10 protein-coding genes are annotated in these 10,147 nt (G+C 59.2%); 6 read left to right on the top strand and 4 right to left on the bottom strand.

All coding sequences use genetic code 11. The annotated features are described in order from the left end of the window. Window positions 1-60 precede the first annotated feature (60 nt). Both yghU and ychF read right to left on the bottom strand, forming a co-directional pair. Window positions 61-921 (bottom strand): glutathione-dependent disulfide-bond oxidoreductase, encoded by an 861-nt coding sequence (gene yghU / locus AC4GMC_RS04890; RefSeq protein WP_487875915.1) that lies wholly within the window; start codon window positions 919-921, stop codon window positions 61-63. A 145-nt stretch (window positions 922-1,066) separates the two neighbouring features. Next, the gene (gene ychF / locus AC4GMC_RS04885) at window positions 1,067-2,164 is read right to left on the bottom strand and encodes a redox-regulated ATPase YchF (RefSeq protein WP_038003744.1); all 1,098 of its coding nucleotides are present in this window, start codon (window positions 2,162-2,164) and stop codon (window positions 1,067-1,069) included. Between the two features lie 149 nt (window positions 2,165-2,313). Here ychF and trpA point away from each other — a divergent pair, with 149 nt between their 5' ends. Together trpA and AC4GMC_RS04875 are read left to right on the top strand one after the other, a co-directional pair. Continuing rightward, entirely contained in the window at window positions 2,314-3,105 is a 792-nt protein-coding gene (gene trpA, locus AC4GMC_RS04880; RefSeq protein WP_487875916.1) for a tryptophan synthase subunit alpha, read from the top strand. A 129-nt stretch (window positions 3,106-3,234) separates the two neighbouring features. Beyond that, window positions 3,235-3,942, top strand: a complete 708-nt coding sequence (locus tag AC4GMC_RS04875; protein WP_487875917.1) for a class I SAM-dependent methyltransferase — start codon at window positions 3,235-3,237, stop codon at window positions 3,940-3,942. On the opposite strand, the gene AC4GMC_RS04870 is transcribed toward AC4GMC_RS04875, so the two are convergent. Continuing rightward, a complete protein-coding gene (locus AC4GMC_RS04870; RefSeq protein ID WP_487875918.1) occupies window positions 3,939-4,301 on the bottom strand; it encodes a hypothetical protein in 363 nt (120 codons plus the stop codon). The two genes, AC4GMC_RS04875 and AC4GMC_RS04870, sit on opposite strands and share 4 nt — an antisense overlap. Before the next feature lie 4 nt (window positions 4,302-4,305). After that, entirely contained in the window at window positions 4,306-4,998 is a 693-nt protein-coding gene (locus tag AC4GMC_RS04865) for a DUF599 domain-containing protein (protein ID WP_487875919.1), read from the bottom strand. A 90-nt stretch (window positions 4,999-5,088) separates the two neighbouring features. On the opposite strand from AC4GMC_RS04865, the gene AC4GMC_RS04860 reads away from it, so the two are divergent. The 4 genes from AC4GMC_RS04860 to AC4GMC_RS04845 all read left to right on the top strand — a co-directional run bounded on the left by AC4GMC_RS04860 (window position 5,089) and on the right by AC4GMC_RS04845 (window position 9,996). Then, entirely contained in the window at window positions 5,089-6,519 is a 1,431-nt protein-coding gene (locus AC4GMC_RS04860; RefSeq protein WP_487875920.1) for an FAD-linked oxidase C-terminal domain-containing protein, read from the top strand. 105 nt (window positions 6,520-6,624) lie between these two features. Beyond that, window positions 6,625-7,722: an FAD-binding protein gene (locus AC4GMC_RS04855; protein ID WP_487879443.1), complete on the top strand. Its 1,098-nt coding sequence runs from the start codon at window positions 6,625-6,627 to the stop codon at window positions 7,720-7,722. Between the two features lie 64 nt (window positions 7,723-7,786). After that, the gene (glcF, locus tag AC4GMC_RS04850; RefSeq protein ID WP_487878216.1) at window positions 7,787-9,166 is read left to right on the top strand and encodes a glycolate oxidase subunit GlcF; all 1,380 of its coding nucleotides are present in this window, start codon (window positions 7,787-7,789) and stop codon (window positions 9,164-9,166) included. A gap of 65 nt (window positions 9,167-9,231) precedes the next feature. Further along, window positions 9,232-9,996 carry a trypsin-like serine peptidase gene (locus tag AC4GMC_RS04845; protein ID WP_487878217.1) on the top strand — a complete coding sequence of 255 codons (765 nt, stop codon included), beginning with the start codon at window positions 9,232-9,234 and terminating at the stop codon, window positions 9,994-9,996. Window positions 9,997-10,147 lie beyond the last annotated feature (151 nt).

Genomic DNA, 10,147 nt, shown 5'->3' with positions numbered 1-10,147 from the left:
CGCCGCCGTGTCTAAGGGAGCCTGCGATGGGGAACAAGCCCATAATCTCCGCCAAAGGGCTTATTGCGCCGCTTTTTTATCCTGCGTCTCTGTCTCAAAGTCCGCAGGCGAGTGACGCTCGTGAAGTTGCATCTCTGGCTCACCAAAAGACCGGTTCACCATGCGACCACGCAAAACGGCGGGACGGGCGTCGATACGTTTGGCCCATGCCATCAGGTGGGTGTAGCTTTCGACGTCTAGGAACTCGGCCGCGCTGTACAAGCGGCCCAGAACCAACTGCCCGTACCAAGACCAGATCGCGATGTCCGCGATGGAATACATGTCGCCGGCAAACCACTCATGCTCGGCTAAATGCCGGTCCAGCACGTCTAACTGGCGCTTGGCTTCCATGGTGAAGCGATCAATGGGATATTCAAATTTCTCAGGGGCATAGGCGTAAAAGTGGCCAAATCCACCGCCCAGATACGGGGCGCTGCCCATTTGCCAGAACAACCAGTTAAGCGCCTCGGTCCGGCCTGCATGGTCTTGGGGCAGGAAGGCGCCAAATTTCTCAGCCAGATACAGCAGGATCGCGCCGCTCTCAAACACGCGGGTGGGGGGCTTGGTGGAATGATCCATTAGTGCAGGAATCTTGGAGTTCGGGTTCACATCCACAAAGCCCGAGCCGAACTGATCGCCTTCCATGATCCGGATGAGCCACGCGTCATAGTCGGCCTCTTTAATCCCGGCTTCCAGCATTTCCTCCAGCAGGACGGTGACCTTGACGCCGTTTGGCGTGGCCAAGGAATACAGCTGCAAGGCATGCGCGCCCACGGGCAACTCGGCGTCTTTGGTGGCGCCTGCGATGGGGCGATTGATGGGCGCAAATTCACCGCCAGAGGCGGCATCCCAGGTCCAGACTTTGGGGGGCGTGTAGGTCATAGAAGGCTCCGATATATGCTGGGCGGTTAGATAGGGCTGGCCGATCCATTTGATAGGGGCAGGGCGCATATTGCCCCACCACAACGAAAAAGCGCGGCTCACAAAAGCCGCGCTTTAGGGTCATCTGACCAAAATCGCTTGGCTTTTATGTGTTGAACAAGAAGTGGAGCACATCGCCGTCTTTCACGACGTAGCCCTTGCCCTCTGCCCGCATTTTGCCAGCTTCTTTGGCGGGTTGCTCGCCGCCCAATGACACGAAGTCATCATAAGCAATCGTCTCGGCACGGATGAAACCGCGCTCAAAATCCCCGTGGATCACGCCTGCCGCTTGGGGGGCCATGGTGCCATGTGGGATGGTCCATGCACGGGCCTCTTTGGGGCCGACGGTGAAATAGGTTTCCAGCTTTAGCAGCGTGTAGCCTGCGCGGATCAGACGGTCCAACCCGGCTTCCTCAAGGCCCATTTCCTCTAGGAACATGGCGGCCTCATCGGCGTCCAACTGGCTGATTTCTTCCTCAATCGCGGCCGAAATAATCACATGCGAAGCACCTTGGGCCGCGGCCATCTCTGCCACTTGCGCGCTAAAGGCGTTGCCCGTCGCGGCAGATCCTTCATCCACGTTGCACACGTAAAGGATCGGCTTTGAGGTCAGAAGTTGCAGCAACTTCCACGCCTTCGCGTCGTCGGCGTCTACCTCAACCATCCGTGCGGGCTTGCCGTCTTCTAGCATCGCAAGCGCCACTTTCAGCAAACGCTCCTGCTGAACAGCTTCCTTATCGCCGCCGCGCACCTTGCGGCTTAGCCCCTGAAGGCGTTTTTCAATGCTTTCCATATCGGCCAGCATCAGCTCGGTCTCAATGGTTTCGGCATCTTCAACCGGGTTCACGCGGCCATCCACGTGGGTGATGTCGTCGTCTTCAAAACACCGCAGAACGTGGGCGATCGCGTCGGTTTCGCGGATGTTGGCCAAAAACTGGTTGCCCAGACCTTCGCCCTTGGACGCACCCTTCACCAGCCCGGCGATATCAACGAACGACATGCGCGTAGGGATGATCGATTTGGACTGCGCCAACTCAGCAAGCGTATCAAGGCGCGCGTCCGGCACGGGCACGTCACCGACGTTCGGCTCAATCGTACAAAACGGAAAGTTCGCCGCGGCTGCCGCCGCCGTTTTGGTGAGCGCGTTGAACAGGGTGGATTTGCCCACGTTCGGCATCCCGACAATACCCATTTTAAAGCCCATAACGCTCTCCTAATCACGGTTTCGCTTCCCTCTACGCAAGCGTCCGGGCGGATGCAACTGACATGCGAACCCCGGCTTGCGGTCCAGTTGCTTGCCTTTGGCCCAAAGGTGCCCCAAAAGGCGAAGCGCAGACTTGGAGGAAGCCCACAATGACTCGTATCGACGCCACCTTTGATCGCCTCCGTGCAGAGGGCAAAAAAGCCTTCGTTTCCTACGTGATGGCTGGGGACCCGGATTATGAAACCGCCCGCGACGTGGTGCTGGGTCTGCCCGCAGCGGGCGTTGATATTATTGAACTGGGCGTGCCGTTTACCGATCCAATGGCCGATGGCTCTACAATTCAGTTGGCTGGGCAACGCGCGCTGGAGGCGGGCATGACGCTGGAACGGACGCTCGATATCGTGCGCGAACTGCGGGCGCAGGACGATACCACTCCGGTTGTTCTGATGGGCTACTACAACCCGATCTACAATCGCGGCGTGGATCAATTCCTGATCGACGCAAAAGAAGCGGGCGTTGACGGCCTACTCGTCGTGGACCTGCCCCCCGAAGAAGACACCGAACTGTGCATCCCCGCGCAGAAAGCCGGCCTAAATTTCATCCGCCTCGCGACGCCCACGACTGACAACAAACGCCTGCCGAAGGTGCTGCGAAACACTTCTGGGTTTGTGTACTACGTCTCCATTACCGGGATCACGGGTGCCGCTTCCGCCAGCGCCGAGGTGGTCGCCCCCGAAGTCGCGCGGATCAAATCTCAGACAGAGCTTCCGATTATTGTGGGTTTTGGCATCAAAACCCCCGATGCGGCCCAAGACATCGCAGCCGTCGCGGACGGTGCTGTGGTCGGCTCCGCGATTGTGGAACGTATCGCCCGCGGCGACAGCGTATCGGACGTCTTGGCCTACGTGGCTGACTTGGCCGCAGGCGCCCACCGCGCCTAAGCCCTATTGGGCTGAAACCTGCCTACTTTACCTTTGGTCAAGGCCTGGCGACAAAATAGTGTCGCTCAGCCTTGGCTAACCTGATTAACCTCTGTCCACTGCTAGTGCGTTAACGAGGTTAATTAGATTATGGCAAACGCCATCATAAAACGGTTGGTCAGAAAATCTCTGACAACCCTCCAACCGCTCAAGGTTGGTGACGCGAACGAATCCTATTCACACTCCTTCAACCGCATTTACGACAATGAGATGTGGACCTCGGCGGGGTGCGGCAGCGGCCCGGGCAGTGAGCTGTCCGCCGTGTTGCCTATGTGCGTAAAACTGGCCCGCTTCATTGATCGTGAAAACATTCGCTCCATCGTTGATCTTAGCTGTGGGGGCATGGCGTGGTGGCCCACCGCGCTGGCCTTTGCTCAGTCTGATGTGCGGTTTCACGGGGTCGATATCAGTTCGACGGCGATCAATCGCAACAAGGCGGCGTTGCGCAGCTTTGCCAATATCTCGTTTGAGGTTGGCGACGCGACCTCCTTTGCGCCCGATGCCTGTGATCTGCTTGTTTGCCGTGAAACGATCAATCACCTGCGCCGTGACGATGCCCAGACAATCGTCCAGCGGATGCAAAACCTGCCAAGCCGCTACTTTGCCCTGTCACATTTTGAGGATGCGCAGGAAAACCCGGATGATACCAAACGCGCGCGCAAAACCGGCAGTGCCTTTCGGTATACGGATTGGAACCTGTCCCTGCCGCCCTTCAACCTGCCGGACCCGTTGGTTGAGATTGAAGACCTGCACGGCCGCGTTTTCGCCATCTACAAAGGTGCGACGTACACGCTTTAATCCCCCAACGTGATCTCGAATGGCGCACCCCATCCATGCACACTGTCGTGCGGGATCAGTACCAAACGTTTGGTACCGTCCGGGATGTTCACGCCACCCAGCGACCGTGTAAAGGGCTGCTCCTCAACATGGGGGTGGTGCAATGTCCGGTACCCCAGCTCGGTTCCGTCCGGCAATTGCACGGACCACCCATCGGCATAATGCGCCCAGCCGGTATCGGCGTGGCGTAGCGTGACTGAAATCGTGTGGGTGGCACCCGATTGCACCGCAGTCGCCCGTAGGATTGCAGGCGCATCGGCAAGGCCGGGCAGGGGCGTGATAGGCAGAGCCAGCGCGGTAAGGAAAAGAACATGTCTCATGCTCTTAGGTGTCGCGCAAAGTCTCCCGGGATGTCGATGCAAACTCTCGTGATAGCAATGTGAACGACGCAACAGCCGTGGTGGCGATCAACGCATAGGGCGACAACAACCACCCCAACGCAGCCAATGAAAAATAGATCGACCGTAGTCCACGGTTAAAGTTCACCGCCGCGCGGTTGGCAATTTCGCCGGACTGGCGGGCGCGGGTTTTGGCCTTTGGGTCTGTGATGTCATTCGGCGTCGCGGCCATTGTGATGGCGCAATACCCAAACAACCGATTGGCCCAGACGAATTTCAAGAACGCATGGGTCAACAGGGCGGCCACAGCCAACAGCTTGATCTGCCACAACACTTCCGGGTGGGCCGAAGATGTAAGGTCAACGGCCACCGCATCCAGACTTTGCGTGTTGGACATTAACGCCAAAACCCCACCCAGTGCGATCATACAGCCCGACCCGAAAAAGGCCGTGCCCTCGCGCAGACCATTCATCGTGAGGGCATCAAAGACACGCGGATCACGGGTGATCATCTGCTCCATCCACTCGCGGCGGTATTCATACGTCAGCACAGTGACCGAAGGATAGCGTTTGGGCGGGTGCTCAATCAGCAGCCCCAAAAGCCACCACGTGCCAAACAGCACGCCAACAGCGATCAAATCCAACGGCGCAAATAGCGAAAGGCGGTCCATCATATCCATGATTTCCGTCTATCCCAAGAGAAAGCGCTTGTCAGACGCAAAAATTGGTATAATTTACTTACCAATTCGAACGCCACCGGAGGACGCCCCATGGAAATGCCGAAACCAGACAGTCTTGTGATGTCGAAAAAGGCGGCCCTTGTGGCGCGCCTGTTAGAGGTTTTGCCGCTTGACGCAGTGATCGAGGATGAGGCCGAGACACGCGCCTACGAATGTGACGCACTGACAGCCTACCGTTGCCCGCCCCTATGTGCGGTACTGCCCGCAACAACCCAAGAAGTCTCCGACGTGCTCAAGATCTGTCACGAGATGGATGTACCTGTGGTGCCGCGCGGCTCTGGCACATCGCTTGCGGGTGGGGCACTGCCCACTGCGGATTGCGTGATCCTCGGCGTGGCCAAGATGAATGATGTGCTCGAAGTCAGCTATGAAGACCGCCTGATCCGTGTCCAAACCGGACGCACCAACCTAAGCGTGACTGGCGCCGTTGAGGCAGACGGATTTTTCTATGCACCCGATCCCTCCAGCCAGTTGGCCTGTGCCATTGCGGGCAACATCGCGATGAACTCGGGCGGGGCGCATTGCCTAAAGTACGGGGTCACGACCAACAACCTACTGGGCGTCACGCTGGTGCAAATGGACGGCACTATCGTTGAGATCGGGGGCGGCCATATGGATGCCTCGGGGCTGGACCTTTTGGGTGTCATCTGCGGCTCAGAGGGGCAGCTGGGGGTCGTGACCGAAGCGACCTTGCGGATTTTGCCCAAACCCGAGGGCGCGCGACCCGTCTTGATCGGCTTTGATGACAATGAAGTGGCCGGCGCTTGTGTGGCAGACATTATCAAGGCGGGGATCCTGCCTGTTGCGATTGAGTTCATGGACCGCTTGTGCATCGAGACCACTGAGAAATTTGCGAAAGCGGGCTATCCCGATTGTCACGCGCTGCTGATCGTGGAGGTTGAGGGATCGGACGCAGAGATCGACGCCCAACTGGCGCAGATCATGAAAATCGCCGCGACCCACGATCCCGTTGAAATGCGCCAAGCCCAGAACGCAACCGAAAGTGCTGCGATCTGGTTAGGGCGCAAATCGGCGTTCGGCGCGATTGGCCAAATCTCGGACTACATGTGCTTGGATGGCACGATCCCGGTGTCGGAACTGCCATTTGTGCTGCGCCGTATTGGTGAGCTGTCCAAGGAATACGGGCTGGCCGTGGGCAACGTGTTCCACGCAGGCGACGGCAATATGCATCCGCTGATCCTGTTTGATGCCAATAAACCCGGTGATCTAGAGTTGTGTGAGGCGTTCGGTGCCGAAATTCTAAAGCTGTGCGTGGATGTGGGCGGCTGCCTGACAGGTGAGCACGGCGTTGGAATTGAAAAACGCGATCTGATGGGACACCAATTCGCGCCCGTTGATATGGAAGCACAGATGCGGGTCAAGGATGTGTTTGACCCCAAGTGGCTGTTGAATCCTGCAAAGGTGTTTCCGCTGGACACCAGCGCCGCGCGGCGGGACTAGGGCCGTTATTCAACCCAGGCGCGTGATCTGCAAAAGCAGGGCGAGGGGCCAGCCCCTCGCGCTCCCCGGGATATTTTAGAACCAAAGAGGGAAGGGTTCGCGATGTTGACCCCAACGACTGAAAAAGACGTGGCTGAGATCATACGTGGGGCGAATGGGTCGTTGACCGTTCGTGGCGGCGGCACGCGGAGCCTTGAGGCCGCGGCGGGTGAGGTAATCTCAACCGCTGGGATGTCGGGTGTGACGCTGTATGAGCCGGGCGCGTTGACGATTGTGGCGCAGGTCGGGACGCCCGTTTCCGAGATTGAGGCGGTGTTGGCGGCGGAAAACCAGCGGTTACCATTTGAGCCGCCCCGTATGGGGCCGTTGTTGGGTCGATCCGGCGAGAGCACCATTGGCGGTGTGGTTGCGGCGAATGCCAGTGGTCCGCGGCGCGTGCAGGTTGGGGCCTGCCGGGACAGTTTGATCGGTGTGCGGTTTGTTGATGGCCATGGCGATATCATCAAGAACGGTGGCCGGGTTATGAAGAATGTTACCGGCTATGATTTGGTGAAATTGATGTGTGGGGCGCAGGGCGCGCTGGGTGTTTTGACCGAAGTGTCGTTCAAGGTTGTGCCGGGGGTAGCTGTTGAAACCACCTTGTCGCTAGAGGTGGAGGACGCCGCTGGTGCGGTTGCGGCGATGTCTGCGGCACTCGGCTCGCCTTTTGAGGTGTCTGGTGCCGCGTGGAGCGAAGGTCGCGTGCTGTTGCGGTTGGAAGGTTTTGTGGACTCCGTCGCCTACCGAGTAGATGAGCTGCGCGCGATTTTGGCCCCTTTTGGTGCGGTAAGCGTCAGTGAAGGGGCTGCATCGGCGGACACATGGAGCGCCGTGCGCGATGTGACCAGTTTCGTCGATCAACCTGGGGATATTTGGCGCATTTCGGTGCGACCATCGCAGGCCCCGGGCGTGGTTGCGGCATTGCAGCCTCAGCAGGTCATGCTGGACTGGGGCGGCGGGCTGATCTGGGCGCGGGTGCCTGAGGGGCAAGACGTGCGGATGTCCCTTGCGGGGCTGTCTGGTCACGCGACGCGCGTAAAAGGCGCGGCAGGGCCATCGCGACCTGCGGAAGCATCTGGTGTCGCGGCTCTGACGGCGGGGCTGCGGGCGCAGTTCGATCCGCGTGGCCTGTTTTCGGGTGCCCTTGTGACAGAGCTTTCCTAACGAGCCTGACTTACCGGACAGGCCGTGGCCTGACCCTTTCTACACCGCCACGGGAGCGTGACAGATGCAAACGACCTTTACCCAAGACCAACTTAACGACCCCGCAACCGCGCGTTCCAATGAGATCCTGCGCACCTGTGTGCATTGCGGGTTCTGCACTGCGACCTGTCCGACCTATCAGGTTTTGGGCGATGAATTGGACAGCCCCCGGGGGCGCATTTACCTGATCAAGGATATGCTGGAAAATGCCCGCAAACCCGATGAGAAAACGGTCAAACACATCGACCGTTGCCTCAGCTGTTTGGCGTGTATGACGACCTGCCCATCGGGTGTGCACTATATGCATTTGGTGGATCACGCCCGTGAATACATTGAAGAAAACTACGACCGTCCGCTGTCGGACCGGATGCTGCGCTGGATGCTTGCGAGTATCCTGCCGTACCCGATGCGGTTTCGGGTGGCGCTGCTATTGGCCAAGATCGGCGCACCCTTTGCTGGGCTGATGCCGGACCCGCGCCTGCGCGCGATGCTGGAAATGGCACCCAAGGTGATCCCCCCCGTGAGCCGCAATGACGACCCGCAAAGCTTTGCCCCGACGGCGCCGAGAAAGAAGCGCGTCGCACTGATGACGGGCTGCGCACAAAAGGCGCTGAACACGGATATCAACGACGCCACGATCCGCCTTTTGACCCGTATGGGCTGTGAGGTGGTTGTGGCCGAGGGCGCGGGCTGTTGTGGCGCGCTGACCCACCACATGGGCAAAACCTCTGAAAGTCACGCAACCGCAGCCAAAAACATCGACGCTTGGCACCGTGAAATGCAGGGGCAGGGGCTGGATGCGATTGTCATCAACACCTCCGGTTGCGGCACGACGGTCAAGGATTACGGTCATATGTTCAAGGGTACGGATCACGCGGAAAAAGCCGCGGCTGTATCTGAAATTGCCATGGATATCAGTGAGCTGTTGATAACCCTTGATCTGCCCAAGGGCGAGAAAAAGAACCTGACCGTGGCCTATCACGCGGCTTGTTCGCTGCAACACGGCCAGCAGATCAAGACCCACCCCAAGGATCTGCTGAAGGCGGCGGGCTTTCGCATTGTGGAGCCGCGCGATAGCCACCTGTGCTGTGGCTCTGCGGGGACATACAACCTGATGCAGCCTGAGATTTCGAAACAGCTCAAGCAACGCAAGGTTGAGACGTTAGAAGCCACGTCGCCCGACATCATAGCCGCTGGAAACATCGGGTGCATGATGCAGATCGGCTCGGGCACGGACGTGCCGATTGTGCACACGGTTGAGCTGTTGGATTGGGCGACCGGTGGGCCGACCCCGCCTGCGTTTGGCGACAAGATTAATGCCAATGGCGTGGTCAATCCAAAGGGGTCCCCCAAACTAGCGATGGATGCGAAACTGTCTGCCACAAAAGTGCCCCTCCTTCGCTAAACTCGTGTCCCGCTGCCGCCGCCTTTGCCCCCTAGACCGATGGGGACAAGCGCGGCGGAGGCGATATGCGATTTTTCAGTTATGTGATGGCGATGGTTTTGTGGGCAAGCGTGCCCGCAGCCGGGCAAAGCAACCTGCGGACATTGGATGCGGCCACCTTGGCGCAGCATTACGGGGCGGTGGGGCGGCTTGATCTGGGGCAGGGTGGGTTTTGTACCGGGGCGCTGATCAGTGCGGATGTTGTCCTGACGGCGGCGCATTGTGTGTTCGATCGGGCCACGGCGCGGCGCATTCCCGTAGAAGACATCACGTTTCATGCGGGCCTTGCGGACGGGCGCGCGCTTGCGACCCGTGGCGTGATGGCGACCGTGATACACCCCAACTATCAATTCGATCAAAGCAACCGGGTCGCGCGTGTTGGCAGCGATCTGGCGTTGGTCCGGCTGTCCGCGCCGATCACTGGCCCGGGCCTGCGGCCGTTTCGCACCCAATTGCAGGTGCATTCCGGTGCCCATGTTGAGGTGGTGTCCTATGCAAAGGGCCGATCCACCGCCCCATCGGTTGAGGAAGGGTGCGGTGTCCTGACCCGCGACGCCACTGTTTTGGTTCTGTCGTGCGAGGTGGATTTTGGGGCCTCAGGCGCGCCGATTTTCCAGCGGTTCGGAGATGAGGTGCGGATCGTATCCGTGATCTCGTCCAAAGCCGAGTGGAAGGATGGCTCGGTCTCTCTTGCGGCGGTCATGGATGCGGAACTGGCGGTCCTGGTGGATGCGTACCGCGCAGATCTGGGCGCCGTCAGCGCGGTTGAAACCGTCTCGGCCCGCCGTTGAACGTGATATTTCGCAGGGCTTGAAACCGCCCAAACCCTTTCCCAAATACTGCCTGTCGGGACGCCAATCATGGGTCCTGCATCAACCCCGCCGGGGTGCCCAACCTGGGGCCTTGGCTTGTTAACAGTTGTCGCTCACTGGAGGATACCTG

This window comes from Thalassobacter sp. (assembly GCF_982993085.1).
The sequence above is the reverse complement of the archived record's forward strand: the minus strand, read 5'-3'. Positions and strand labels throughout refer to the sequence as shown.